Genomic DNA, 25,360 nt, shown 5'->3' with positions numbered 1-25,360 from the left:
GAGGCGTGCCGCCGCATGCGTATTTCCTTCCTGCTCCACAACGCCTACGGCATCGGCGGCACGATCAGGTCGACGTTCAATCTGGCGGCGGCGCTGGCGGAGCACCATGAAGTGGAGATCATCTCAGTGCTGCGCCACCGCAAGGTGCCGGCCATGGGCGCACCCCCCACGGTGCGCCTGACCCCTCTGGTCGACCTGCGCCCCGGCTCCGCGGACCACGACGGTGACGATCCCCGCCACGCACAGCCCGCCAGGGTCTTTCCCCGGGCGGACGGGCGGCACAAGCAGTACAGCCGCCTCACGGACGAACGTATCGGCCGGTACCTGTCGGGGCTGGACGCCCATGTGATCGTCGGGACCAGACCGGGACTGAACGTCCACATCGCCCGCCAGGCGCACCGTGCGGCCATCAGGGTGGGGCAGGAACACCTGACCCTGTCGGGCCATGGTCTGCGGATGCGGCACGAGATACGCCACCGCTATCAACTGCTGGACGCCCTCACCACCGTCACCGAGGCCGACGCCCACGCCTACCGGCAGCTCGGCCTGCCCGGGATGAGGGTGGAGGCCATACCGAACAGTGTTCCCGCCGCCCGCGTCGAACCGGCCGACGGCGCCGGCAAGGTGATCGTGGCGGCGGGCCGGCTCACTTCGGTGAAGCGGTACGACCTGCTCATCCGGGCCTTCTCCGAGGTCGTCGCCCTCCACCCGGACTGGCAGCTGCGCATTTTCGGCGGTGGCGAAGCCGCCGGCAACGAGAAGGACAATCTGTCCGCCCTGATCGGTGAACTCGGACTGGGCCGCAACGCCCGGCTCATGGGCAGAGCCCATCCGATGGAAGCGGAGTGGGCGAGGGGTTCCATCGCCGCCTCCACCTCCGACCACGAATCGTTCGGCATGACCATCGTCGAGGCGATGCGCTGCGGTCTGCCCGTCGTCTCCACGGATTGCCCCGCCGGACCGCGCGAGATCATCGAAGACCGGGTCGACGGACGCCTCGTCCGCCCCGGTGACGCCGGCGCCATCGCGGCCGCACTCCTCGAACTGGTGGGCAACGACGAGCTACGGCAGCGCATGGGCGAGGCGGCCTTGGAGAACTCGGCCCGCTTCGACCCGGCGCGCATTGCCGAGCGTCACCTGGCGCTCTATCAGGACCTGCTTCGTCGCGGCCCCGGACGACGCTCGCTCGGTCCCGCGCGGGACATCGCACACCGAGCGCGTACCAGCACGATCGACACCGCACACACCCTGCGTTCGACGGCCCGCGATGTGCTGAAGAAGTGCCGGGCGTCGGCGGAATGACCCGTGAGGTGCCGGTCAGCGCTGCGGACCTTCCGGCGGGATCGCCTCGAATTCCGTGACGGCGTCACGCCAGGCGTCCGGCACGGGGATGGAATGTCCGTCCACCGCGTTGTAGGCGATCATCGCGGTCTCGCCGGCGGCCGCCACCGCGCCATCGCCGTCCCGCCACATCAGATACGCGAAGTCGAAGGACTTCGCCCCGATCCGGGCCACGCGGATGCCCACGCTGACCGGGTCGCGGAAGCGCAGCGGCTGGAAGTAGGAGAGGGAGAGGCGCCCGACCACGAAGCCACGCGGGCCGTCCACGTCCTCCTTCAACACGTCGATCTGATACGCCGCGCGGGCGCTCTCCGCCCAGCGCACATACGCCACGCTGTTGACGTGACCGAGCATGTCGACGTCGTGGAACGGCGCGGTGAACCGCAGGACGCAGCGGAATCGGGACGTGTCGGTGTCCAAGGGCTTGCCGGATGTCACGCGGATCGGTCCTCCCGTCGGTCCCGCACCGGCCCCCCGAGCGGGATCAGCTCGTCGTGGTCACGTCGCCCGTTTCCGGTGACCCCATCGCGAGGGTCTCGGCGACCTGGGCGTGCCGCACGGCCAGCTCGCGCTGCTGGCGTTCGGCGGCCCGGGCGACATCCTCGTCCCGGCGCATCAGGCTGTCCAGGTCCTCCTTCGCCCACTCCAGCACGCCCAGCTTCTCGTATTCCCGCGCCACCCGGTCGCTCCACAGGCCGATGTCGCGCAGAGCGGGCACGATCCGGCTGAACAACAGCTTGCGGTACGCCCGCATCGAGGGCGACCGGTCCGCGCTCGCCACGCAGTCGGCGGTGTCGAGACCCAGCGCGTCCCACATCTCGTCGCCCCGGAACCGCTGGAACAGCAGATGCGACCCCTCGATCACGAATTCCTCGCGGCTCTTGCGTTCCGCGTCGGAGAGGTCCGCGTACAGGTCCTTGAGCGCCATCCGTCCGAACGCCACATGCCGGGCCTCGTCCTGCATCACATAGGCGAGCAGGGCGTGCGGCAGCGGGGCGGTGTGCGCGGTGGCGTCCCGCAGCAGCCCGAAGGCCGCCAGCGCCAGCCCTTCGATCAGCACCTGCATCCCCAGGTACGGGATGTCCCACCGCGAGTCCGCGAGCGTCTGGCCCAGCAGGGTGCGCAGCGCGGGGTTGACCGGGTACATCAGCCCGAGTTTGTCGTTGACGAAGCGGGAGTACGCCTCCAAGTGACGTGCCTCGTCGACCACTTGGGTGCTGGCGTAGAACTTCGCCTCCATCCCCGGAACCGTCTCCACGATCCGCGAGGCGCACACCAGAGCGCCTTGTTCCCCGTGCAGGAACTGGCTGAACTGCCATGCCGTGGTGTGCAGGAACACATCCGCCACGAACCGGCGGTCGTGGTGGAACCGCTGCCAGTCGCGTGATCCGTGGATGGGCAGCAACTCCTCGCTCTGGCCCAGCGGGTTGGCCCGGTCCACCTCCAGATGCCAGGGAATCCGCGAGGTCGCGTCCCACTGGCGGTCCTTGCCCCGTTGGTAGAGCGCCATCAGCCGCTCGTCGGTGATGTCGTAGTCCCAGGTCATCCGGCTCGTGCCGGAGGCCGGGACCTCGAAGGACGACGTCGTCGTCTCCCCCGTGTCCGCCATCCTCGTGCTGTTCATGCCCGCCACACCTCATCGCCTCGGGATGTCCTGACGCCCTTGAGCCGTGCCGCCTGCCGGTCGTCCGCCGCCGGCCCACCGGGGCCGGGCACGATGCCGTGCAGCGCCTCCCGGATCGCCGTGACGTACGCGGCGGCGTGCTCGCGGAAGCAGAAGTGACCGCCCGGCACCTCCCGTGCCGTGAAGCCGGCACGCGTCCATCGCTCCCAGCCCCGCACGGCCCGGCCGGGGAAGAGGGGGTCGTCGGCGCCGTACAACGCCAGCACGGGGACGTCCACCGGCCGGGGTCCCCCGTCCGGCGGGCCCGCGCCACCGGTCAGTTCACGGCCCAGCTCCAGGTCCGGCCGGCCCGCCGCCCAGGTGCGGTCCGCCCCGGCACGCCCGGAGGTGGCCCGCAGTTCGCGGGCGGCGGCACCGAGCAGTTCCTCCGCCCCCGCGCCCAGCCGGTCCGCGAGATGCGGCGGCGGGCAGCAGGAGACCACGAGCAGACTCGGTGGCGTCCGCGGACCTTGGTGCGGCCCCCGCGACAGGGCCGCCGTCAGCCTGTGGGCCAGCAAGGCGCCCAGGCTGTGCCCGAGCACCGCGTACGGCACGCCCGCACCCGCCACGGGGGCGGCCTGGGCGGACAGCGCGGCCACCGCTCCCGCCACGTCACGGGGCGGCGGGCGGTCCGCGAGCCCGCCGCGCCCCGGCAGGTCGAGCCCGGTGAAGCGCAGCTCCGGGCCCGCCCGGCGGGACAGCCTGGCGTAGGCCAGGCCGGTGGCACCCGCGTAGGGGACGCACAGCACGGACACCGGCGTCACGTGGCCCGCTGCTGTCGCAGGTCGGCGACGATCAGCGCGGCCAGCCCGCCGAGGGTGGGACGCTGGGCGACGTCCTCCACGGTCAGTACGGCACCGGTCGCGTCGAAGACGTGGTCGCCGATCTCCAGGGCGAGCAGGGAGTCCACGCCGAGCTGGTCGACGGGGACGTCGACGGGAACGTCCTCCGTGTCGTCCAGTTCCAGCCCCTGTCGCACCAGAGCGATGAGATGGACGAGTGCGGCACCCCGCATCAGCTCGGGGTCGGCGTCGGCCTCCCGGTCGGTGAGGATCCCGAGCGCCGCGTCGGGGGCCATGACGGGAAGGGGAGAGGTCAGATCATCGGTCACGTCGGCCTCCGCCGATCCAGTAGGGGCGTCGTTCGAAGGGGTACGACGGCAGGCGCACCCGCCGGAACGGTTCGGGGGCGAGGGTGCGTATTCCGGCGAGGGTGCCGTCGGTGACGAACCGGGCGCAGGCGGTGCCGTAAGGGTCCTGGGGGCCCTGCGCGGCCGCCCGGTCCGGCGCGTCACCCGGAAGAGGGGTGTCGCCCGGGAGAGGGGGGTCGGTGAGCCACTTGTCCATGGCGTCGAGCAGTTCCGCCGTCTCGCGGGCCTGGAAGGCCACGCGCGCGGTGAGGACCGGCCGGTGCCAGGCCAAGGTGCCCGCGACGTCGCCCAGTTCGTGGGGGGTGCGGCGGAGCGCCGCGGCGAGCCGCTCGACGCTCGCGCGCAGCGCGGCGTCGGTGCGGGCGGAGAGGGGGACGGCGAAGCGCCGGTCCGGCCGGGCCGGCGACGGCAGCCGTTCGGTGTGCGGCTCGGGCGTCGGCGCCTGTTCGAGGACGACGTGGACGTTGGTGCCGCTGAAGCCGAACGAGCTGACTCCGGCGGCGCGGGGCGCGTCGTCGTGGGCGGGCCACGGGACCGGTTCGGCGGTCACCGCCAGCCGCCCGCCCGCCCAGTCCGCCGTGGTGTTCGGGCCGCGTTCGCCGCGGGTCGGGGGGATCTCGCCGTGTTCGAGGGCGAGGACCGTCTTGATCAGGCCCGCGATGCCCGCCGCCGCCTCCAGGTGGCCGAGGACGCCCTTGACCGAGCCCAGATACAGCGGACGGTCTCTGCCGTCGACGAGGACCGCCGCGGAACCCAGCTCGACGGCGTCGCCCAGCACGGTGCCCGAGCCGTGGGCCTCCAGATAGCCGACGCGGGACGCGGGCAGGCCGGCGTCCCGCAACGCCGCGGTGATGACGTCCCGTTGGGCGAGACCGGAGGGGGCGGTGATGCCGTTGCCCGTGCCGTTGTGGTCCAGGGCGCTGCCGCGGATGACCGCTCGCACCGGCAGTCCCTGCTCCCGGGCGGCCGACAGCGGCATGAGGATGACGACACCGCATCCCTCGCCTCGTACGTAACCGTCGGCCGCCGCGTCGAACGGCAGGCAGCGGCCGGAGGGGGACAGCACACCGAGCCGGTCCAGGGCGGCGGTCGGCTCCGGTGCGAGCACCAGGTTCACCCCGCCGACGACGGCTTGTTCGCACTCGCCGAGGCGCAGTGCCGAGACCGCCAGGTGCACGGCCGTCAGTGAGGAGGAGCAGGCGGTGTCGACGGACAGGGCCGGTCCGCGCAGTCCGAAGTGGTATGCCAGGCGCCCGGCCGCGACCGAGGGGCTGGCGCCGACGGCGGAGAACCGGGACAGCGGTGACCGTTCGGCGATCCGCGCGTAGTCCGCGGCGGAGATGCCCACGTACACGCCGGTGCGCGAGCCGCGCCGCCCGAGCGGGTCGGTGCCCGAGTCCTCCAGGGCCGCCCAGGTGGTCTCCAGCAACAGCCGGTGCTGGGGGTCCATCGCCCGTGCCTCGGGGACGCTCACCGCGAACAGGGGCGCGTCGAAGTACTCGACGCCCTCCAGGGCGCCGAGCCGCTGTCGGCCGGTGCGGGTGTCGTCGCCGAGCAGCCGGGCGCGCTCGTCCGTGACATCTCCGGTGGCGTCGAGGCCGCGCCGGAGGAGTCCCCAGTACGCGTCCGGGTCGTCGGCGCCGCCGGGAAAGCGGCAGGCCATGCCGACGACGGCGATGGGCTCGCGGCCGGCAAAAAGGGCCGCGGGGTCCGGGGAGCCGGCCGGCCGGGCGGTGGCGGTGGATCCGTCGCGTGCGGTGGCGGCGGGGCGGCTGCGCCGTTCCAGTGCGTCGGCGAGGGCGGCGATGCCGGGATGGTCGAAGAGCATGCCCACCGGGACCTCGGTGCCGGTCCGTTCCTCCAGGCACGCCGCCAGCTCGGTGAGGCCGAGGGAATCGAGGCCCAGTTCGTTCCAGGGGCGGTGGCGGTCCACGGTGTCCGCGGGCACGCGGAGCACGGCCGCCACCGCCTGTCGTATCACGGCCTCCGCGAGGGTGGGACCGCCGTGCGAGGGCCGGGCGGCGGCCGGGCGCGGGGCCGGGCCGCCGCCGGAGTCGGCCCGGTGCAGTGCGGTCAGGGCGCCCCGGAGCAGCAGATCGCGGCAGAGGGAGCGGCGCACCTTGCCGCTGGTGGTCTTCGGGACGGTGCCCGGTGGTACGAGGACGACGAGCCGTACGGCGACGCCGCAGGCCCGGGCCACGGCGGCTCTGACCTCCCGCACCGCTTCGTCGAAGAGGGCGGCCTCGACGGGGCCGCCGCCCGCCGGGTCGCGGCGGCGCACCTCGGCGACGACGGCGACCTCCTCGCCGTGCACTCCGTCGAGGGCGAACGCGGCCACGCAGCCCGGGCGCAGGGCCGGGGCGCTCCGCCAGGCGGCGTCCTCCACGGCGGCCGGGGCGATGTTCCGGCCGCGCACGATGATGAGTTCCTTCAGGCGTCCGACGACCACGAGTTGCCCGTCGTGCAGGTATCCGAGGTCGCCGGTGCGCAGATACGGGCCGCTGCCGTCGGCGAGGCGGGCGCCGAAGGCCGCCGCGCTGTCCTCCGGGCGGCCCCAGTACCCCTCGCACACGCTCGGTCCGCGCAGCCAGATCTCGCCCTCCCGTCCGTCGTCGGTGATCCGCTGCCCGTCCGGGGTGGCGATGAGCAGCTCGCCGTCGCCGGGCTCGCCGCTGGCCACCGCCGCGTCGCCGGGGAGCACCAGGGGCTCGCGGTGCTTGGGCGTGCCGGTGACCATCAGGGTGCTCTCGGCGAGCCCGTAGCAGGCCAGGAAGGCGGAGCGGCGGAAGCCGGCGGGGGCGAAGACGGACGTGAAGTCGTCCAGGGTGCGCGGGCGCAGCATCTCGGCGCCGTTGAACGCCACGTCCCAGGTGTCCAGTCGCAGCTCGGCCACGTCCTGCGGCCGTGCCTTGCGGGCGCACAGCGCGTAGGCGAAGTCCGGGCCGCCGCTGGTGGTGGCTCCCACCTGGGAGATCAGGCGCGGCCAGGAGAGGGGGTCGCGCAGGAAGGCCAGCGGTGAGCTGAGGTGCACGGGGAAGCCCTGGTGCAGGGGGGTGAGGATGCCGCCGATCAGTCCCATGTCGTGGTACGGCGGCAGCCAGATCACCCCGGTGGACGCGGGGCCGTGACCGAACGCCGACTCGATCACTTCGAGGTTCGCCAGGACGTTGCGCTGGAGGGCGACCACTCCCCTGGGCCGGCCGGTGCTGCCGGAGGTGTACTGCAGGAATGCCACGGCGTCGGGGCCGGGGTGGTGGATCGCTGCCTCGTCGAGAGGCGGGGCGGGCCGGTCGGTGGCCACGGTGCGTACCGTGGTGACGCCCGCCGAGGCGAGGGAGGAGGTGACGTACTCCTGGAGGTCGGCCGTGGTGCACACCACCTCCGCTTCGCAGTCGGCGATCACGGCGGCGAGCGCGCCCCACTGGTCGGGGGTCATCGGCGGGTAGGCGGGCACGGGAAGGAATCCGGCGTACATGCAGCCGAAGAAGGCGGCGATGTAGTCGGCCGACGGCGGCGGGTACAGCAGGAGGGCGCGGGGGCCTGTCTGTGCGCCGGCCGCGGTGCGGTGGCCGTCGCGCAGATGGGCGGCGGCGCGCCGGGCGCGCTCGTCGAGTTCGCCGTAGGCAAGCCGCCGGACGTCGTCGGAGCCGTCGTCGCGCGGATGGTGCAGGACGTAGCCGGTCTGGCCGGGGGTGGTGGCCGCGCGGAACCGTACGGCCTCCACCAGGCTCGATACGGGGGTCCGCCGACCCGTGAGGTGGTGGGGGATGCTCGGGTCCCGCTGGGTCACGCACCCTCCCGCGGTGCTGTCGTCGCCGGTGCTGTTGCCGGAGCTGTTGCCGGATCTGGGCCCGGGGTGCCGGGAGTCCGGTGGGCGGGGTGGAAGGGGGACCAGTAGAACTGGCTCCAGTAGCTCTCCGCGATGTGCACCCACGTCCACAGCTGTTCGGCGCTCTCCAGGAAGTGCCGGGGGCTGACCATGAGCCAGCTGAAGACCGCCTGACTGTCCCGGCAGGACTCGCAGTGCCCGCTGGTACAGCAGAAGTGCACGGTCTCGAGGTCCGCGGCCCAGGTGTTGAACTGCGGCAGCACGGGGTTTCCGTTGCGCGTGCGGGAGTGGTGCGCCGGGTGCCGGGCGCTGATGCTGGGGCACACGTCGTAGCCGAAGGAGTCCCAGTGCGCGTCCCCGGTGATCATTACCTCGATCGTGTAGGGGTGGCTGGCGACGGTGTCCGGGTAGAGCTCGCGCACGCGCAGCGCTTCCGCGAGGAGTTCCCGGCCCCGCACGCCGCGCAGCGGGTCGTCGGTGTCGTAGCTGCTGTAGAAGTTGAAGTGCACCCTGTTGCCGTTGTCGTGGATGCGGCGGACGGTGTCCTCGATATGGTCGATGCCGTCCTCGGACAGGGCGTAGACGAATCCGGCCCGCGGGTCGTCGGCGTAGTGGCCGAGGGCGGTGCCGAAGAGGTCCGTGAACCTCTTTCCGCTCGGCCGGACGGCCCGCAGTTCGTCGTCCAGCGGTCCTCCGCCGAACAGCGAGATCGCGACGGTGACGTCCTCGAACCCGGCGCGGGGAAGCCGCCGGAGGCCGTTGGTGGAGATGGTCACCCGCTCCATGGCCTCGCGGTAGACCGCGATCCGGTCGGGGAAGAGGGTGGGCTCTCCGCCGATGAGCAGCGCGGTGTTGACGCCGCGTGCCGCCTCGTCGGCCACGAAGGCCTTGAGGTCGGCCAGGTCGGTGTTCTCCCGGGAGGCCTTCTGGAATTCATAGGTGAAGAACCAGCAGCCCTTGCAGCGGATGTTGCAGGCGTTGGTGAGGTGGTATTCCGAGGCGCGGATGCCGGCCGCGTAGTGGCGGATGGCGTCGAAGCGGTCGCGGAGTGCGGGGTCCGCGGCCAGGATCCGGCGCAGCCGCTGTCCCCAGCCGCCCCGCTCCGGTGTCGCGGGGCGGGAACGGCCGGGCACCTGCGGCACAGGGAGGAACTGCTTCATGCGGCGGGTCCGGGTACGGTCAGTCCGATGCGCCGGAGTTCGGGCACGACGCGGGCCACGAAGTCCGCGCGGGCCTGCGCGTTCGTCTTCTGCCGCAGCCCCCAGCGGAGGTACTGCGGGGACCGGGTGGACTTGTCGCTGCCGAACAGGCTGAGAATGAACGGCCACATGCGGTCCAGCGTGGCCTGGACCTCCGCGCGCCCCTCGGGGGTGCGGATGAGCTCGCGCACGATGCGCCGGCCGTGCCCGACGTGGACGAGCTCGTCCTTGATGACCTTGTCGAAGGACTCGGCCCAGGGCCGGTAGCTGCTCTGCGCCATCTCCCGGATGTGGTCCAGGACGGCGTCCTCACCGAGGTAGGAGAAGAGCGCGCGCTGCGGCCAGGTCTTGATCCGGTGGATGGCGGGGGACGCGTACAGCCCGCGTTCCATCAGCTTCTGGTGGAGCATGTAGTCGGTGTCGATGCCCAGGTCGTTGAGGACCGCGGCACCGATCATGTAATGGTCGACCTCCTCGGCGGCGCGCTCGCAGCACACCTTGCGCTCGTAGGCACTGGGCGCGATGGGGAAGAAGATCTGCAAGTAGTCGTCGGCCCCGGAGAGTTCACCCTCGGTGTGCACCATCATCTGGTGCGTGGCCAGTTCCTGGTACTCCTCGGGCATCGTGCGGAACTCTTCGGGTGTCTCGACCCGGAGAACCTCCGGCGCGGTGTCAGTGGTCACGCGTGAGCGCCTCCTCGATGCTCTGGTGGAACCAGGAGATGGCCTTTTCGTAGCGGCCGAAGGTCAGCGCCGGGTTGGCGCCGGACTCCAGCCCGCGCTGGATGGAGAGAAAACGCTCCGCGTCCTCGCGCTTGACCCTCTGCACCACCTTCAGGCTCTTCTTCCATGTTTCCTGTTCGGCCTCGGACTCGTGCAGGCGCCGGGCGAGCAGGGCGTAGAAGTGCAGGGTGCAGTGCCCGACTCCGTCCGGGTACACATGCCAGACGGCGGCGTGCTCGGGCAGCACCGCGATCATGGTGTTGGGCCAGACGACGTAGAGGATGGTGGACTGTTCCACCAGGTCCCACTTGCTCCGGTCGATGTGCCGGAGTTCGGTGATCTCCCGGCGTGGCAGCACACACCGGATGTGCGGGCCGAAGTGGTCGAACATCGCCACGTTGGAGAGGAAGACCGGGTAGATCGTCTTCCGGTGGGTGAACTTGGTGTGGTAGTTCTCCAGGAAGATATCGAACGGCAGCTTCCAGTTGACCGGGTGCGGGGCGCGGGAGGCGTCCAGGCACACGAAGTCGTCGAGGCCGAGGTCGCGCAGGTCGGTTCCCACATCGGCGAGCCAGTCCCCGAGCGGGCGCTCCGGGGCACTGCCGTCGGCCTGGACGTACACGAAGCCGGCGTGCTCCTGGCACCACAGCTCGCGCAGACCGTAGTCGTCCTTGGCGGACGCGACGGTGGGGAAGCCGAAGTCGTCGGGGACGTGGCGCAGCGCGCCGTCCTGCCCGTAGGTCCAGGCGTGGTACGGGCACGCGAACGCGTTCGCCCGGCCTTCGGGCTCCTCGACGAGGACGGTGCCGCGGTGCCGGCAGACGTTGACGAACGCCCTGATGCGATCGTCCTTCCCACGCACGACCAGCAGCGGGACCTTGCCGATCGAGAGGGACTTGAACGCGCCCGCCCGGGGGAACTCCCCCACGTGGCCGACGGCGAGCGGGGTGCGGTACCAGATCCGGTCCACCTCCGCCTCGAAGCGGGAGGGATCGGTGTAGACGGACACGGGGTTGTGGTACTCGTGGTCCTGACCGGCCATGTCCGTGGTGCGCTGCTCCTCGAACGCGAGCAATTCCTCGATGATGCGGACCTGAGAGGCGTGATCCACCGGAGATTCCTCCTGGACGAACGTGGATCGCAGGGGTCGGTGAGTCGTGAGGTGGGGGGATGAAGACTCTTCCTGGCTCTTCCTGGACCGAGGCATGCGGGCAGCACCCGTGCCTGTAGGCGTGTCGCGCCGCACTGGGGGCGCACGCTGCGTGTGTGCGGCGATGCGGGCGCGTTTCCGCCATGGCATCCCGACGTCCGTTCGAGTCTTCGCGCCGTGCCGGGATACGTCAAGCGCCGTGCGACGCAGGACGGGCGGACTTCGGCCAATCGGTACCGGCTCCGCGGAGCCCGGTAGCGGACGGCGCCCGGCTCGTGGGTGAGCAGCGACGACCTCCGGCGAGCGGAATGCCGCGCCCGGGCATACGGCCCCGGCCCGGACCGGCGTGGCGGGGCGTGCTACGTGGCCGTAATTGGCCGTCGCCCCGTCGGCGGCCCCGCATCGCACACCGCCGGTGACCTGACCCGGAGGTAACCTCCCACGTCATGGAGCGCAGAGCACGGATGCTGTGGTTGCGGACCGAGCCCCTGCACGCGGTCGTCTACTTCCACCCGCAGTGCCGTGGAATGGGCCGCGAGTTGGGCCTCAAGGGCTTCTGGATGGGCTACTTCGCCACCCGCGCGGCTCCGCTCGGGCCGGTCGGCCCGGCCGTGACCGCCGCCGTGTTCTCCGTCTTCGCGCCGTCGATGATTGCCCGGGCGCTGCCCGCGGCCTGGGACACGGTCACCCCGGCCGAGGCCGTCACGCACCGGGCGCGCGCCGCGGCGGCCGCGCTGCGCGCTCTCGCGCCCGGGGCCGAGGAGCTGTACGCACGGGTGGAGCGCCCGCTGCGCGCCGTGATCGACGCCGCGCCCGCGGGAGCCCGCCCGCTGTTCGCCGCCAACCGGGAGCTGTGCGACGGCGTCGGTTCCGATCCGGTGGAGCGGCTGTGGCAGTTGGTCACCACCGTCCGCGAGTACCGGGGCGACGCCCACGCGTGCGTGCTGGCCGACCATGAACTCGACGGCTGCGAGGCCTTGTTGCTCGCGGCGTCCACCGGCCGGGTACCCGCGGAGGGGATGCGGCAGGACAGGGGCTGGAGCGAGGAGGAGTGGGACGCCGCACGGGAACGCCTGCGCGAGCGGGGGCTCCTGGAACCGACGGGCGGGGCGTGCACGCCGCGGGGCCGCGAGCGACGGCAGCGGATCGAGGACGAGACCGACCGGCTGGCGGCCCGGCTGCTGCGCCCGCTGGAGAAGGCCGAGGAGGTGGACGCGCTGATCGCGGCACTGGGGCCGGCCGTGGCCGGCGTGCTGGCCGCGGGTGTCCTGCCGTTCCCCAACCCCATCGGCCTGCCCCGGCCGGAGGTCTGAGGCGTCCCGAAGGCGTCCAGCAGCAGCTCGGCGACAGCTCATCGAATGGAGAAGCTCCATGCGCAGCCCGAAGCCGGAACTGATTTGGCAAGGACGGATCCACCTCGGTGACGAACCGGGGCTGTACGGCGACGCCCACTACTCCGGACTGTCCGCCGAAGTGCCCTTGACCTTGGAGAGGACCGGTCCTCAAGCGCCGGACACCACGGCTCTCGTGGTGGTCACCGAAGGTCTGGAGACCTTCACCGGCTACCCCGGCCACCTGATCACGGTGACGGCCTATCTGCCGGATCCCGCCCGGCCCTACCACAGCGTCGAGACGGTGCTGGCGACGGCCCGGATGACCAGCGCGGACCAGAACCGCAAGGAGATCCCCCTCGCTCTCGCGAACCGCCCTTCGCCGCTGTTCCTCAGTGTGCGCGCCCGGGTCGACACCGAGGTGCCACCGGGGCTGTACGACGACTTCGTCCTCACCCGGATCCTCAACGCGTCGCAGAACTTCGCCTACGTCGCCTCGCTGGGTTTCCGCGCCTGACGCGGTAGGGAAACAGCCCGCCGTCCCTATCGATCCGCGTCGCGCTCCCCGGTCGGCAGCCGGACGACGCGGAAGCCGACACAGCCGGTCACGACGGACAGGAGGCCGGACAGCACCAGCAGCAGCGCCATGCCCGAGCCCGCACCGGTACCCACCAGCCATCCGGCCGAGGAGCCGAGCGGGCCGCGCATGGCCGGTTCGAAGACATGGTCGGCCAGGGGGCCGGACAGCAGCAGGGCGATCGGCCCGGCGGACTCGGTGAGCACCCGTCGGGCGGCGAAGACCCGCCCCTGGATCTCCACGGGCACCCTGGTCTGCCAGATCGTCTGATGGGCCGCCAGGATGAACGGAAAGACGAACGCCCCGACGAACGAGGTCGCCCACCACACGGACGTGCTGGTGCTGAGGCCATAGGGGAGCTGGCCCAGCAGCCCGGTGACGACGAACCCCACGAAGATCACATACAGCGGGCGGGCCCGCAGGATGCCGAACGCCGTGGTCGCCAGACCGCCGAGCACCCCGCCCACCCCCGCGGCACTGAGCACCCCGGCCAGCACCGCGTTGTTCCCGTCCGTCCTGGCCAGCACCATGGGTGCGAGCAGGACGCCGAACATGCCGGCGAAGTAGAAGGCGAAGAAACACACCTGGAGGGCCAGCAGACCCGGTTGCCCCGCGATGAAACGGAAACCGAGCGTGAGGTCGGCCCTCAGCCGGGCGCCGCCCTTCGTAGCGCCGCTGATCGCGGGATCCCTCGCCGTGGGACCGCTCGTCTTGGGGTGGGCCGACGGGGAGGCACGCGGGGCGCGCATCACGAGCGTGGCCAGGGCGATCGCGTAGCTGGCGATGTCGGCCATGAACACCACGCCGAGGTTCGCGGACGACATCAAGAGCGCGCCCAGGGCGGGGGCGACGACCCCGGACACGGAGACCGAAAGCGAGAGCAGACCGTTGGCGCGCGCGTACTGCGCGGGCGGCACCAGGGCGGTGATCGTGGAGGCCATCGCCGGGTACTGCAGCGTAATGCTCGCGCCCAGGGCCAGCATCGACAGATAGACGTACGTTTCGCTCAGCGCCCCCAGCCCGTACAGCAGCCACAGGCATCCGATGACCAGGGCCCCGAGGAGGCTGCTCAGCACCAGGGTGCGCCGCCGTCCCCAGCGGTCGGCGAGCACTCCGCCGACCGGGCTCAGCGCGACCACCGCGAGATAGGAACACAGCTCCAGGACGATGATCGGCAGTGCCGCGTGGCTCCGCTCCCACAGCCAGACCGTCATGGCGAAATTCGTGCTCGCGCTGGCCAGTTGGGACAGCGCGGAGCCGCACCAGATCACGACGAAGGAGACGATGCCCCGGGCTTCCGGGGGTCCGGCGGAGGCCTTGTCCGCCGCGTTCCCGGCCCGGGTTGGGCTCATGCCGCCCCGTCCGCCACCGCCGCGTAGCCGCGCACGCCCTCCATCAGCCGGTCGAGCGCCACATGCTTGCTCACATGGGCCGTCCACGCCGCGATCTCCGCGTCCAGCTCGGGCGAGTGCGCGCGCTCCAGCACCTGGCCGGGACCGGTCGGCACCGAGGTGAGCAGGGGCGCCCGGTCGAAGTGCGGGATGACACCGAGACAGGGCAGGCTCGATCTCTGCTCGAGGATCGTCACGGCCGAGTCGAACTCACGCGGGTCGCCGGCGAAGCGGTTGACGACGAACCCCACCACGCGCCGGCGCTCGGCGGGGGCCATGAGCTCCAGCGTGCCCACGAGCGCGGCGAAGACACCGGTGTGGACGGTGCTGCACACCAGCACGCACGGGACGTCGGCCGCGTCCGCCAGCCATAAGTTGGTCACGTCCCGGTCCTTGAGGTTCAGCTCCACCGGGCTGCCGCACCCCTCGGAGACGACGAAGTCGTACTGCTCCGCCAGCCGCCGGTACGCCTCCATGATCTCCGCCCGGCCGCGGTCGGTGCAGACGCGTGGGGGCTGGCTGAGCCAGTCGTCGGAACGTCTTCCGCGTATGGATGTCGCGACTCTCTCCGGCGTCACCCACAGCGCGATCGGATTGAGGTCGCCGTGGGGCCGCACACCGGCGGCGACCGCCTGGTAGGCCTGGTGATAGTGGATGGCCCCGTCGGGCGGAGTGGGATAGAGGGCCTCTCCGGGCTGCATGGAGAGGGACTTGAACGGAGTGGTCTTCACACCCTGGTCACGTAACCACCGGCAGATCGCGATCGTCACCAGAGTCTTGCCGACTTCTGACGATGTGCCCAGCACCACCAGGCCGCCATGGTCGTCGCGCATGGTTTCCCCCGCTTGCTTCGACGTCCCCGAAAGCTATGGCGCCCCATGGCCGGTTCGCAAGTGCTTGCCAGGACAAAGGTGTTCGACACGGTCAGCGACCGCGTCGGCCACCGGAGCGCGGGCGCAGGAGCGCGGCGGCCATGATCGCGGGGACGGTGATCACCAGGGTGAGCGTGACCAGCGAGGTGGTGCGGGTGGGCTGCTCGCCCTGGGACGTGAGGGAGCTGCGGTAGGCGGGCCGCGGGTGGGGGCGGGAGCGCACGGGCGGGACGGGACGCGGCGTCGACGGCGGCGGGGTGGCGGCGGGTGCCGGGCGGGACGGCTTGCCGCCGATGGGCGTGAGCTCCGGTGGTGGCGCCGGGGCGGGAACACCCGGCCGTCCGGGCGCGGGCGGCGCCGGTGGGACCGCCACGGGAGGCGCGGGCGCCGCCGGCCCCGGTGCCGGGGGCGCGGGAGGTGCCGGAGGCGCAGGGGGCGCGGGGGGTGCGGGCGGTACGGGTGCCGGAGGTGCGGGGGCGGGGGGCACAGGCGCCGGAGCCGGTGGCGCCGGTGGCGCGGGTGGCGCGGGTGGAGCCGGAGGGATCGGCGCGGGGGCCGGTGGAGCGGGTACGGGAGGGGGCGGTACCGGTGGTGCGGGAGCGGGGGGTGCGGGTGCCGGGGGCGGGGGAACCGGTGGAGCCGGGGGTGCGGGAGCCGGCGGAGCGGGAGGCGCGGGCGCCGCAGGCCCCGGTGCCGGGGGCGCGGGCGGGGCAGGGGCCGGAGGTGCGGGCGGGGCCGGCGCGGGCGGGGCAGGGGCCGGCGGAGCGGGCGCGGGGGGTGCGGGCGCGGGGGGATTCGGTCGGCGGCAGTTCAGCCAGGCCTCCGCGTCGACGGCGAGAACGTGCGCGGTGACGTTCACGCACCCCGTTCCGCTGTCGACGACGTCCGCGCGCGCCGCGCCGCCCAGCGCGTCCACGCCGACGTGCGACGGCGGATGGTCGGGCAGCAGCCGCGGGAGGTCGGTGACGAGGGCGTCCACCACCGACGCACCGCCGACCGAGGCCCGCGCACCCGCCTCGTCGGCCGCCGCCTCGCCCGTCAAGGCAAGGACGGCAGCCGTGGCCAGTGCCAGTACACACCCTGTTCCCCGTCGCCCTGTCACGCCGCACAGCCTTCCGCGAGTTCCGAGATTCGGTCAGTGCCGGAGGGCGGCCGAACGGTCCGGACGTACGCACTCGATCAGATAGTCACCGGTGTCGGGGTCGACGGTCACTCCGTGGGTCTCGCTGCGGAATCCGGGGAACTCCCGGTCGAAGGCCTCCAGCGCACCGAGGTAACGCAGCAGGGGCCCATCGGGGCCGCCGGTGGACTCGCCGGGCATCAGGACGGGGATTCCGGGCGGCGTCACGGTGATCATGGCCGCCGCCACCCGGTCCGCGGCGTCGGCGAGCCCGACCCGCTCGGTGCCCTCCCGGATCAGCTGCTGGTAGCACCACTGGGGCGGCGCGACCGGCTCCGGCAGTTCCTGGAAGGCCGTGTCCAGCAAGGTGACCAGATCGGCCCGGCGCAGGTGCTCGTGCATGGACTGGCACAGCTCCCGCAACGTCGTCCCGTCGTAGCGCCGGGGGTACTGCGCGAGAAGGCCGGGCAGCACCTGATCGAGCGGTGTGTCGGCGTCGTAGAGCGCCTTGAAGTCCATCAAGGCGTCCAGCAGCGTGCCCCACTTGCCCTTGGTGATGCCCATGGAGAAGAGGATGAGGGTGGTGTAGGTGTCGGTCTTCTCCACCACGATGTTCCGGGTCGCCAGGTAGGCCGTCAGGATCCGGGCGGGGATGCCCCGGTCGGCCGTCTGCCCGGTGGCATCGATGCCGGGGCAGGTGAGGGTCACCTTGACCGGGTCCAGCAGGGCGTAGCCCTCGCCGAGTCCCGCGAAGCCGTGCCAGTCGGCGTCCGGTTCCAGCTGCCAGCAGGAGGACCGGGTGCGCAGCAGCTCGGCCGGTGCGTCGGCGAAGGCGTGCGGTGCGCCGGTGGCCGGGTCGGTGACGGTCTCGGGCTGCCAGACGCCGAAGAACCAGGCGGGCCGGTCCCCGGCGGCCGCGATGCGCCTGCCGGTGCGGACCACGGCCTGACGGAACCGGATGGCCTCGGTGACCGCCTCGTCGATCAGCCAGTGCCCCTGGGGGCCGTCCATCATCCCGGCGGCCACATCGAGGGAGGCGATGGCGGGGTAGAGCGGCGAGGTGGTGCCGTGCATCATGAACGCCTCGTTGAAGCGCTCGTGTTCCACCGGGGCCCTGGGGGCGGGTTTGACGTGCACCATGGCGCTCTGGGACAGCGCGGCCAGCAGCTTGTGCGTGGACTGGGTCGCGAAGACCGTGGGGCGTTCGGGTCCGTCGAAGGTGTCGGGGCCCACGGACATCCCGTAGCGCCCGGCGTAGAGGGGGTGGAAGCGCGCGTAGGCGAACCACGCCTCGTCGAAGTGGAGCCGCGGGGTGCTGGGGGCGAGTTCCCGCGCGACGCGCACGGCGTCGTAACAGAGCCCGTCGTAGGTGGAGTTGGTGAGCACGGCGTACTCGGCCCGGGGTGACCTCGCGTCGGCTGTCAGCGGGTTGCGGGCGATCCGGTCCGCCACCGCCGCCGCCCCGATCCCGGCGGGCGGCAGCGGGCCGGCCAGCCCGTAGCCGTTGCGGGTGGGGACGAGGTAGACCGGTCGGGCACCCGACAGGACCAGGCCGTGCAGCACGGACTTGTGGCAGTTGCGGTCCACCAGCGCGATCTCGTCGTGGGAGACGCAGAAGTGGCCGACCATGCGGTCCGCGGTGGAGTCACCGTGGAGCACGAAGTAGGTGCGCTCGGCGCCGAAGATCCGGGCGGCGTTGCGCTCCGCTTCCCCGATCGGACCGGTGTGCTCGAAGAGGGACCCCAGTTCCTCGACGGAGATGGACAGGTCGCTGCGGAAGAGCCGCTCCCCGTAGTAGTCGAAGAAGGCCCGTCCGACGGGTGACTTCAGGAAGGCGACGCCGCCCGCGTGTGCCGGGGTGTGCCAGGAGTACTCGTGGGCGTCGTCGAAGTGCCGCAGCGCCTTGAAGAACGGCGGGAGCACGGCCTCGCTGTAGGCACGCGCGGCGCTGACGATCCGTCCGGCGATGAAGGCCGGGGTGTCCTCCAACGGCCAGATGTAGCCGACCACCGTCTCCGACACCCACAGCGGCAGCCGGTCGAGGTCCTCGTCGGCCTCGTCCGTCATGACGAGCAGGACGGGCAGGTTCTTGAAGCGCCGGCCGATCTGGTGCAGCACCGCGGCGCCGCCCGGCTCGTCCTTGGCGCGCTCGCCCGGGGGGAGGTCCCATGCCACGACGGCGGCCGCGAGGCCCGCTTCCGTGCGCAGCACCGCCCGTGCGTCGGCCGCGGTACGCGCCCAGCGCACGTCCAGCCCCTGGGCTTCCACCGCCTTGCGGATCCTGCGCAACTGGTCGCCTTCGGAACCCTCTGCCCCTGGGTCCTCGCGCAGCGCGAACAGAACCGTACCGGCGGCCATTTCGTCCCCCCGCTGTTGAGATCATCGTGTTGCCCACCGGCCAGTGTCGCCAAGGCGATCGGGGCGGCTCGTCCGCACACGGGCAAACCACTCGTCGGAGGGGAGTTGCACCCCGGAAAGTCGGTCGCCCTCTCGAACAGCCGGGCCCCGTCGAACACTTGCCGATGCGGGTGCCCCTTCCCGAGTTTCCTCCCGGGCCCCCGCGCGGGCCTCGCCCGGCGCTGGCGTAGGCTGCTCACCAGGCACGGGCCAGGGGAGCAGTCATGTCCAAAACCGCAGATCAGACGCAGTCGGCGCGACGGCCGCAGCCCCTTGGACCGGACCGGGTCCACAGCCTGCTCGACGCTGTCATGAGCCTGGGCCACGGGCTCGAACTGCCCCAGGTTCTGCGGGGCATCGTCCAGGCGGCAGTCACGCTGACGGACGCGGAATACGGGGCGCTCGGCGTGGTCGGCGACGGGCAGCGGCTCTCGGAGTTCCTGCCCGTGGGGATGTCCGACGAACTCGCGGCGCGGATCGGCCGCGCACCCTGCGGTCGGGGCATTCTCGGCGAACTCATCAGCAATCCCGTACCGCTCAGACTCACCGATCTGTCGGACCACCCGCACAGTTACGGCTTTCCCGAGCACCACCCGCCGATGCGCACGTTCCTGGGGGTGCCGGTCCGGGTCCGCGACGAGGTCTTCGGCAATCTGTACCTCACGGAGAAGCGGGGCGGGGCGTCCTTCGACGAGGACGACGAGGCGGTGCTGAGCACCCTGTCCATCGCGGCCGGTGTGGCCATCGACAACGCCCGCCTGTACCACGAGAGCCGCCGACGGGAGCGCTGGCTGGAGGCCCTCGGCGAGATCACCCGCAGTCTGCTGTCCGGTACCGACTCCTCTTCGGTGCTGCGTCTGATCGCCGAGCGTGCGAGGGAGGTCGCGAGCGCCGACCGCGCCGCCGTGCTGCTTCCCGTGCCGTCGCCGTCCTCCGCGGAAGGGGCGCCGGACAGGCTGATGGTGGAGGTGGCCGACGGCCACGGCGCGGACCGCATCGGCGGGCTGGTCGTGCCGGCCGAGGCGTCGCTGGCCGGCCTGGCCGCGCGCACCGGGTCCCCGGTGGCCAGCCCCGACGTCCGTACCGATCCTCGGGCGTACCCTCTCGACGGGGACGCCGAGGAGGGGTGCGGTCCCACCGTCGCGGTCCCGTTACGGGCGGACGCGAGGGCCTCCGGGGCACTGCGGCTGAGCCGGCTGGCCGGACGGCCCGCCTTCGACGACTTCGAGGTGAAGCTGATCTCGGGCTTCGCCGATCAGGCCGCCATCGCCCTCGAACTCGCCCGGCACCGTGCCGAGTCGGAGGAGCTGGCCGTGCTGCACGACCGTGACCGCATCGCCCGGGATCTGCACGACCTGGCGATCCAGCGGCTCTTCGCCACCGGCATGACCCTGCAGAGCGCCACCCGCCTCATCGACCGGCCGGAGGCGGCCGAGCGGGTCGGCCGCGCGGTGAACGACCTGGACACCACCATCCAGATCATCCGGTCGACGATCTTCGCGCTCCGTACGACCGGGGACGGCGGGCCGAGCCTGCGCCGCCGCATGGCCGAGACCGCTCAGGCCGCCGCCCGCACCCTCGGCTTCCCCCCGTCCCTGCGGATCGAGGGCCCGGCGGACACCAACGTCCCGGACGAACTGGCCGAGCAGATACTGGCGGTGACGGCCGAGGCCCTCAGCAACGCGACCCGGCACGCACGGGCCCGCCGGGTGGACGTCGCCCTGGTCGTGGACGGCCATGTGACGCTGACCGTGACGGACGACGGCGTGGGCATCGGCAGGGGCGGCGGCCACACCGGGGGGCTGGCCAATATGCGCTCCCGTGCCGAACTCCACGACGGCGCCCTGACGGTCGGGTCGGGGCCCTCGGGCGGTACCCGCATCGTGTGGCGCGTGCCGCTGCCCGAGTGACCTGCGGCTAACGGGCGCCGCGCCCCTCGCGCTGTCCCCGGAGGCGGCCCGCGATCTCCGCGGCCTGGACACGCCGGCCCACGCCCAGCTTGGCCAGCAGGGAGGACACGCGGTTCTTGACGGTTTTCTCGGCGAGGAACAGCCGGTCGGCGATCTGACGGTTGGTCAGCCCCTCCCCTATCAGCTCCAGGATCTGCCGTTCCCGGGGCGAGAGCAGGTCCGGCTCGGGCTCGGGCACCTCCGGGCGCCGTGGCACGCGCAGCCGTTCCATCACCCGGGAAGCCGTGCGCGGGTCCAGCATCGACTTGCCCGTGGCCACGGTACGTACCGCGGTCACCAGGTCCGAGCCGTTGATCTGCTTGAGGACGTAACCGGCGGCGCCCGCCATGATGGCGTCGAACAGGGCCTCGTCGTCGTCGAAGGACGTCAGCATCAGACAGGCCAGCTCCGGCATCATCGCCCGCAGTTCCCGGCACACCTCGATGCCTTCGTGATCGCCCCCCTCCGCACCGGGCTCCCCGAGCCGTACGTCGAGGATCGCCACGTGCGGACGGGTGGCGGGCACTCGCGAGAGGGCCTCCCGGCCGTTGGCCGCCTCCCCCACCACCTCGATGTCCTGCTCCGCTTCGAGGAGATCGCACACCCCGCGGCGTACCACCTCGTGATCGTCGAGGATGAAGACGCGCAGGGGCGCGGCGTGCTGGTCCATGTGCTGCTCACTCTGTCTGACGGGGCGTCCGGGAATGCCGCTCCACTGGCGGAGCTCCCAGTATGTCCGGGACCGCCGGGGCAGCGCCAAGGGCCCCGCCGGTCCCGGGCGCACCGGTCGGCGTCGCCAGCCCACACCCGCCGGGCGCCCGGCGGACAGGGCCGAACGGCCCTGGGGAATAGGGCCGTCCGGTCCCTCGGGGGCGTTGCCATACTGACGCGACCCGCCCGCCGACCGGGCCGGATCGTCGTACGGGCCCGATCGGCGGGTCCGTCAGTGCGGGGTGCCCGCCCGCGTGAGGAGCTGCCGACCGTGACCACCGTCAACGCCGATTACCACGCCTTGCTCGCCCGGCACGACGCGATGCGGCTGCGCCGACAGCTCCTGACCCCGGGGCAACGCCCGGACGGCGCCCCTGCCGTGCACGAAGCGGCGCGAACGTACGACGGGGCGGCCGATCAGCGGGTGATCACACACCATCTCGACCTGGTGACACCCTTCGACGGCTTGATCTCGCATCTCTATGACGCGATGTTCGCGCAGCGGCCGTTCCTGCGGTCGTTGTTTCCCGCGTCCATGGAGTTCCAGCGCAAGCACCTGGCGGACATCCTCCGTTATCTGATCGACCATCTGCACCGCCCCGAGGAGATCGTGGCGGTCTTCACCCGGCTCGGGCGCGATCACCGCAAACTCGGGGTGCGGCCCGCGCACTTCGCGACGTTCGAGACGGCGCTGCGTGAGGCGCTGCACCGCTCGGCGGGCCCGCGGTGGAACGAGGCGATGGAGGGGGCGTGGCTGCGCATGCTGCGGTTCGCCGTGGCGGCCATGGTCGAGGGCGCGGAGGCCGCCCTGGCCGAACCCCCCGCGTGGCAGGCGACGGTGACGGCGCACCAGGTACGGCGCCCGGGCCTTGCGGTGCTGCGGGTGCGCCCGCACGAGCCCTATCCCTACCGGGCCGGGCAGTACGCCTCGGTGGCATCGCCGTTGCTGCCGCAGGCCTGGCGGCAGTACTCCCTCGCCCGCGCCCCGTGGCCGGACGGCGAGTTGGAGTTCCATGTCCGGCGGACCGGAACGGGCGGAGTGAGCGAGGCCCTGGTGGCGCACACCCGGGTCGGGGACACCCTGCGGCTCGGCCCGGCGGGCGGGACGATGACGCTCGACGACCCGCTGACGCGCGATGTGCTGCTGGTGGCGGGCGATACCGGCTGGGCCCCCGCCAAGGCGCTGCTGGAGGAGCTGGCCGCACGCCGGACCGCCCACCGCACGGCGCATCTGTTCCTCGACGCCCGGTCCGGGCTGTACGACATCGAGTCGCCGACGGACCTGGAGCGCCGCCATCCGTGGTTGCGCGTGGTCCCGGTGCTCGGCGAGGGCCCGGCGACGGACCCGTACCGCCGGCTGGCGGAGGTCGTGGGGCGGCACGGCGACTGGTCCGAGCACGTCGCGTTCGTCAGCGGCCCGCCCGCGCTGGTGGGTGCCACCGTGGACCGGCTCGCCGCTGCCCGGCTGCCGGCCGCACGCGTCCGGCACGACCCGCTGCCCGTCACCGCACCGCCGGCCGGCGCCCGGAGGGCCGTCGGCGGGGCGGCGGCGGACGGCGGCTGACCGGTCGGCGGGGCGGGACCGCCCGTCCCCGGGAAAACGATGCCGCCCCGGCCGGAGGGAAGTCCGGCCGGGGCGGCATCGGCGTACGGGCGCAGTGGCACGCCCGTGTCGGGAAGGTCAGCCCAGGGTCGCGATGGCCTGGTTGAACGTCGCCGACGGACGCATCACGGCAGCGGCCTTGGCCGGGTCGGGCTGGTAGTAGCCGCCGATGTCGACCGGCGAACCCTGCACCGCGATCAGCTCGTCGACGATGGTCTGCTCCTGCTCGGCCAGCGTCTTGGCGAGGGCGGCGAACGCCTCCGCGAGCTGCTTGTCCTCGGTCTGGCCCGCCAGCTCCTGCGCCCAGAAGAGCGACAGGTAGAAGTGGCTGCCACGGTTGTCGATGCCACCGAGGCGGCGGCTGGGCGACTTGTCCTCGTTGAGGAACGTGGCGGTCGCGCGGTCGAGGGTGTCCGCGAGCACCTGGGCGCGCGCGTTGCCCGTGGTCTGCGCGAGGTGCTCGAAGCTGACGGCGAGGGCGAGGAACTCACCCAGGCTGTCCCAGCGCAGGTAGTTCTCCTTGACGAGCTGCTGCACGTGCTTCGGCGCGGAGCCGCCGGCACCGGTCTCGAACAGACCGCCGCCGTTCATGAGCGGGACGACCGAGAGCATCTTGGCGCTCGTACCGAGCTCCAGGATCGGGAAGAGGTCGGTCAGGTAGTCGCGCAGCACGTTGCCGGTGACCGAGATCGTGTCCTCGCCGCGGCGGATGCGCTCCAGGGAGAACGCGGTCGCCTCGACCGGCGACATGATCTCGATCTGCAGGCCGTCGGTGTCGTGCTCGGCCAGGTACGTCTTGACCTTCGCGATGAGCGTCGCGTCGTGCGCGCGGCCCTCGTCGAGCCAGAACACGGCGGGGACGCCGGTCGCGCGGGCGCGGGTGACGGCGAGCTTGACCCAGTCCTGGATCGGCGCGTCCTTGGTCTGGCACATGCGGAAGATGTCGCCGGCGCCCACGACCTGCTCGAGGACCACGTTGCCGGCGGCGTCGACGACGCGCACGGTGCCGGTGGCGGGGATCTCGAAGGTCTTGTCGTGGCTGCCGTACTCCTCGGCCTTCTGCGCCATCAGACCGACGTTGGGCACCGAGCCCATCGTCGAGGGGTCGAAGGCGCCGTTGGCGCGGCAGTCGTCGATGACGACCTGGTACACGCCGGCGTAGCTGCTGTCCGGGAGGACGGCGAGGGTGTCGGCCTCCTGGCCGTCCGGGCCCCACATGTGGCCGGAGGTGCGGATCATCGCCGGCATGGAGGCGTCGACGATGACGTCGCTCGGGACGTGCAGGTTGGTGATGCCCTTGTCGGAGTCGACCATCGCGAGGGCGGGGCCCTCGGCGAGCTCGGCGTCGAAGGACGCCTTGATCTCCTCGCCCAGGTGGGGCATCGTCTCGAGGCCCTTGAAGATGCCGCCGAGGCCGTCGTTGGGCGACAGGCCGGCCGCGATGAGGACCTGGCCGTACTTCGCGAACGTCTTCGGGAAGAAGGCGCGCACCACGTGGCCGAAGACGATCGGGTCGGAGACCTTCATCATCGTGGCCTTCAGGTGCACGGAGAACAGCACGCCCTCGGCCTTGGCGCGGGCGATCTGCTCGCCGAGGAACTCGCGCAGCGCCGCGACGCGCATGACGGAGGCGTCCACGACCTCGCCCGCGATCACCGGTACCGACTCGCGCAGGACGGTGGTGGAGCCGTCGTCACCCGCGAGCTCGATGCGCAGCGTGCCGGCCTCGGCGACGACCGCGGACTTCTCGGTGGAGCGGAAGTCGTCGACACCCATGGTGGCGACGTTGGTCTTGGAGTCGGCCGTCCAGGCGCCCATGCGGTGCGGGTGCGTCTTGGCGTAGTTCTTGACCGACGCGGGTGCCCGGCGGTCGGAGTTGCCCTCGCGCAGCACGGGGTTGACGGCGCTGCCCTTGACCTTGTCGTAACGCGCGCGGACGTCCTTGTCCTCGTCGGTCTTCGGGTCGTCCGGGTAGTCCGGCAGCGCGTAGCCCTGCTGCTGGAGCTCGGCGATGGCCGCCTTCAGCTGCGGGATGGACGCCGAGATGTTCGGCAGCTTGATGATGTTCGCGCCGGGAGTCTTGGCCAGCTCGCCGAGCTCGGCGAGAGCGTCGTCGATGCGCTGGCCCTCCTGGAGACGCTCCGGGAAGCTGGCGATGATGCGGCCGGCCAGGGAGATGTCACGGCTCTCCACCGTGACCCCGGCCGTCGAGGCGTACGCCTCGACCACAGGCAGGAACGAATACGTCGCCAGGGCCGGGGCCTCGTCGGTGTGCGTATAGATGATGGTCGAGTCAGTCACCGGTGCTCCGCTCCACGTCTCAACATTGCTTGACATCAAGATATCTCGTGATCG

Annotated in this window: 19 protein-coding genes; 5 read left to right on the top strand and 14 right to left on the bottom strand. The window is 72.1% G+C overall.

Annotated elements, in window-relative coordinates; translation table 11 throughout:
• Nucleotides 1-15 precede the first annotated feature (15 nt).
• Entirely contained in the window at nt 16-1,302 is a 1,287-nt protein-coding gene (locus JO379_RS31555) for a glycosyltransferase family 4 protein (protein ID WP_209518169.1), read from the top strand.
• Between the two features lie 15 nt (nt 1,303-1,317).
• On the opposite strand, the gene JO379_RS31550 is transcribed toward JO379_RS31555, so the two are convergent.
• The 8 genes from JO379_RS31550 to JO379_RS31515 are packed head-to-tail and all read right to left on the bottom strand — an operon-like array spanning nt 1,318 to nt 11,015.
• Nucleotides 1,318-1,779, bottom strand: coding sequence for an acyl-CoA thioesterase (locus tag JO379_RS31550; RefSeq protein ID WP_130880430.1), 462 nt, complete (start codon nt 1,777-1,779; stop codon nt 1,318-1,320).
• A 46-nt stretch (nt 1,780-1,825) separates the two neighbouring features.
• Complete coding sequence (locus JO379_RS31545; RefSeq protein WP_242626308.1) at nt 1,826-2,965, bottom strand: ferritin-like domain-containing protein; 1,140 nt, start codon at nt 2,963-2,965, stop codon at nt 1,826-1,828.
• Complete coding sequence (locus tag JO379_RS31540; RefSeq protein ID WP_209518167.1) at nt 2,962-3,768, bottom strand: thioesterase II family protein; 807 nt, start codon at nt 3,766-3,768, stop codon at nt 2,962-2,964. The genes JO379_RS31545 and JO379_RS31540 overlap by 4 nt, the downstream gene beginning before the upstream one ends.
• On the bottom strand, nt 3,765-4,115 hold the full coding sequence (locus tag JO379_RS31535; protein WP_130880428.1) for an acyl carrier protein: 351 nt from the start codon (nt 4,113-4,115) through the stop codon (nt 3,765-3,767). The genes JO379_RS31540 and JO379_RS31535 overlap by 4 nt, the downstream gene beginning before the upstream one ends.
• Nucleotides 4,105-7,944: a beta-ketoacyl synthase N-terminal-like domain-containing protein gene (locus JO379_RS31530; protein WP_209518165.1), complete on the bottom strand. Its 3,840-nt coding sequence runs from the start codon at nt 7,942-7,944 to the stop codon at nt 4,105-4,107. Before JO379_RS31530 ends, JO379_RS31535 begins: the two co-directional genes overlap by 11 nt.
• On the bottom strand, nt 7,941-9,143 hold the full coding sequence (locus tag JO379_RS31525) for a radical SAM protein (protein WP_245381601.1): 1,203 nt from the start codon (nt 9,141-9,143) through the stop codon (nt 7,941-7,943). The genes JO379_RS31530 and JO379_RS31525 overlap by 4 nt, the downstream gene beginning before the upstream one ends.
• A complete protein-coding gene (locus tag JO379_RS31520; RefSeq protein WP_242626307.1) occupies nt 9,140-9,865 on the bottom strand; it encodes a Phenylacetic acid catabolic protein in 726 nt (241 codons plus the stop codon). Before JO379_RS31520 ends, JO379_RS31525 begins: the two co-directional genes overlap by 4 nt.
• Complete coding sequence (locus JO379_RS31515; RefSeq protein ID WP_209518163.1) at nt 9,855-11,015, bottom strand: aromatic ring-hydroxylating oxygenase subunit alpha; 1,161 nt, start codon at nt 11,013-11,015, stop codon at nt 9,855-9,857. Before JO379_RS31515 ends, JO379_RS31520 begins: the two co-directional genes overlap by 11 nt.
• 485 nt (nt 11,016-11,500) lie before the next feature.
• Here JO379_RS31515 and JO379_RS31510 point away from each other — a divergent pair, with 485 nt between their 5' ends.
• Nucleotides 11,501-12,367 carry an SCO6745 family protein gene (locus tag JO379_RS31510; RefSeq protein ID WP_130880424.1) on the top strand — a complete coding sequence of 289 codons (867 nt, stop codon included), beginning with the start codon at nt 11,501-11,503 and terminating at the stop codon, nt 12,365-12,367.
• Nucleotides 12,368-12,425: 58 nt separating this feature from the next.
• On the top strand, nt 12,426-12,902 hold the full coding sequence (locus JO379_RS31505; RefSeq protein ID WP_130880423.1) for a hypothetical protein: 477 nt from the start codon (nt 12,426-12,428) through the stop codon (nt 12,900-12,902).
• Between the two features lie 26 nt (nt 12,903-12,928).
• On the opposite strand, the gene JO379_RS31500 is transcribed toward JO379_RS31505, so the two are convergent.
• The 4 genes from JO379_RS31500 to JO379_RS31485 all read right to left on the bottom strand — a co-directional run bounded on the left by JO379_RS31500 (nt 12,929) and on the right by JO379_RS31485 (nt 18,703).
• Complete coding sequence (locus JO379_RS31500; RefSeq protein ID WP_209518161.1) at nt 12,929-14,314, bottom strand: MFS transporter; 1,386 nt, start codon at nt 14,312-14,314, stop codon at nt 12,929-12,931.
• Nucleotides 14,311-15,186 carry an AAA family ATPase gene (locus JO379_RS31495; RefSeq protein WP_209518159.1) on the bottom strand — a complete coding sequence of 292 codons (876 nt, stop codon included), beginning with the start codon at nt 15,184-15,186 and terminating at the stop codon, nt 14,311-14,313. The genes JO379_RS31500 and JO379_RS31495 overlap by 4 nt, the downstream gene beginning before the upstream one ends.
• Before the next feature lie 91 nt (nt 15,187-15,277).
• Nucleotides 15,278-15,448 carry a hypothetical protein gene (locus JO379_RS31490; RefSeq protein WP_165451624.1) on the bottom strand — a complete coding sequence of 57 codons (171 nt, stop codon included), beginning with the start codon at nt 15,446-15,448 and terminating at the stop codon, nt 15,278-15,280.
• A gap of 912 nt (nt 15,449-16,360) precedes the next feature.
• On the bottom strand, nt 16,361-18,703 hold the full coding sequence (locus JO379_RS31485) for an Orn/Lys/Arg family decarboxylase (protein ID WP_209518157.1): 2,343 nt from the start codon (nt 18,701-18,703) through the stop codon (nt 16,361-16,363).
• Nucleotides 18,704-18,966: 263 nt separating this feature from the next.
• On the opposite strand from JO379_RS31485, the gene JO379_RS31480 reads away from it, so the two are divergent.
• Entirely contained in the window at nt 18,967-20,652 is a 1,686-nt protein-coding gene (locus JO379_RS31480; protein ID WP_209518155.1) for a sensor histidine kinase, read from the top strand.
• 7 nt (nt 20,653-20,659) lie between these two features.
• Here the strand turns inward: JO379_RS31480 and JO379_RS31475 are convergent, their stop codons facing one another.
• A complete protein-coding gene (locus JO379_RS31475; RefSeq protein ID WP_209518153.1) occupies nt 20,660-21,361 on the bottom strand; it encodes a response regulator in 702 nt (233 codons plus the stop codon).
• Nucleotides 21,362-21,673: 312 nt separating this feature from the next.
• Between JO379_RS31475 and JO379_RS31470 the strand changes: the two genes are divergently transcribed.
• Complete coding sequence (locus JO379_RS31470) at nt 21,674-22,966, top strand: globin domain-containing protein (RefSeq protein WP_307842194.1); 1,293 nt, start codon at nt 21,674-21,676, stop codon at nt 22,964-22,966.
• Between the two features lie 117 nt (nt 22,967-23,083).
• Here JO379_RS31470 and JO379_RS31465 read toward each other — a convergent pair whose 3' ends face one another.
• Nucleotides 23,084-25,306 carry an NADP-dependent isocitrate dehydrogenase gene (locus JO379_RS31465; RefSeq protein ID WP_130880416.1) on the bottom strand — a complete coding sequence of 741 codons (2,223 nt, stop codon included), beginning with the start codon at nt 25,304-25,306 and terminating at the stop codon, nt 23,084-23,086.
• Between the last annotated feature and the right edge of the window lie 54 nt (nt 25,307-25,360).

This window comes from Streptomyces syringium (assembly GCF_017876625.1).
In the GTDB taxonomy this organism is placed as follows: Bacteria; Actinomycetota; Actinomycetes; order Streptomycetales; family Streptomycetaceae; genus Streptomyces; species Streptomyces syringius.
Note: the sequence above shows the minus strand (reverse complement) of the source record. Positions and strands in the feature narration are given on the sequence as shown.